The sequence below is a fragment of the Mesorhizobium dulcispinae genome, from assembly GCF_033977345.1.
GTDB lineage: Bacteria > Pseudomonadota > Alphaproteobacteria > Rhizobiales > Rhizobiaceae > Mesorhizobium > Mesorhizobium dulcispinae.
Window position 1 is genome coordinate 1 of the sequence record NZ_JAVIIY010000060.1, and the last position, 1,301, is coordinate 1,301.

1 pseudogene is annotated in these 1,301 nt (G+C 61.2%); it reads left to right on the top strand.

From position 1 onward, the window contains the following. Positions 1–1,301 (top strand): annotated as a pseudogene (locus RFN30_RS32225) (hypothetical protein); the annotation flags it as partial.

Genomic DNA, 1,301 nt, shown 5'->3' on the forward strand with positions numbered 1-1,301 from the left:
ACCTCTCGCTGCTGGTGAACGGCTTCAGCAAGTGGCCTGACCAGCCAGGGTGTGGCGACGGCACTTTCGCAGTTGCTGGTGAGGTTCTTCGCCGCGCCCACACGCAAGGGTTTTCCAAATTCAATCCGCAGAGCTTGACCAACCTGGTCAATGGCTTCAGCAAATGGCCGAACCAGGCGGAGTGTCGGGAGGCCACCAGCGCTATCGGCACCGAGGTGACGTACCTCGCAGGCCGAGCCAATCGGCTTTCCGATTTTGTACCGCAGGACCTGGCGAACCTGGTGAACGGTTTCAGCAAGTGGCCGGAACAGGAAAGCACGCGCGAAGCGACGATCGCCATCGGCTCTGAGATCAGTCGCGAGGCCAACCGACTCGGTCGCTTTCCTGAGCAGGAGCTGGCCACTTTGGTGAACGGTTTCAGCAAGTGGCCGCAAGAGCCAGGCATACGTCAGGCTGCGGTCGCCATCGCAGGGGACATTGCGTCCGGCGTCGGCAAGCCCGGCGGATTTACTCATCAGCACTTGGCGATACTGGTGAATGGTTTCAGCAAGTGGCCCGAAGAACTCAATATGCGCCAGGCAGCAGTCACCGTCGGTGGGGAGATCGTTGCGCGCGCCAGGGAGCTGGGTGGGTTCACGGATCAACACCTGGCCAATCTGGTGAATGGTTTCAGCAAGTGGCCGGAACAGGAGAAGACGCGCGAAGCGGCCGTCGCCATCGCCTCTGAGGTCAGCTGCGACGCCAACCGATTGCGCGGTTTTCCTGGTCAGGAGCTGGCCTATCTGATCAATGGCTTCAGCAAGTGGCCGCAAGAGCCAGGCATGCGCCAAGCTGCGGTCGCCATCGCCGGGGAGATCGCCTCCCGCGCCGACAAAATCAAGGGGTTTACCCATCAGCAGCTGGCCATACTGGTGAATGGTTTCAGCAAGTGGCCCGAACAGGAGAAGACGCGCGAAGCCACAGCCGCAGTTGCCTGCGAGATTCTCCGCCGCACCAGTCACCTCCGTGGATTTACTGACCAACATGTGGCGAACCTGGTGAACGGACTCAGCAAGTGGCCCGAGGAGCCTGAAGTGCGCCAAGCTGCAGTGGGCCTCGCCGAGGAGATCGTGTCCCGCGCCGGCCAACTCGCCGGATTTGCCGATCAACACCTGGTGACCTTGGTGAATGGTTTCAGCAAGTGGCCGGATCAGCAGAAGATGCGCGAGGCTACGGTCACCATTGGCAGGGAGGTCCTTCGCCGCGCCGATCGCCAGGATGTCGGGCTCTCAGATTTTACTGCTCAAGGCTTGGCGATCCTG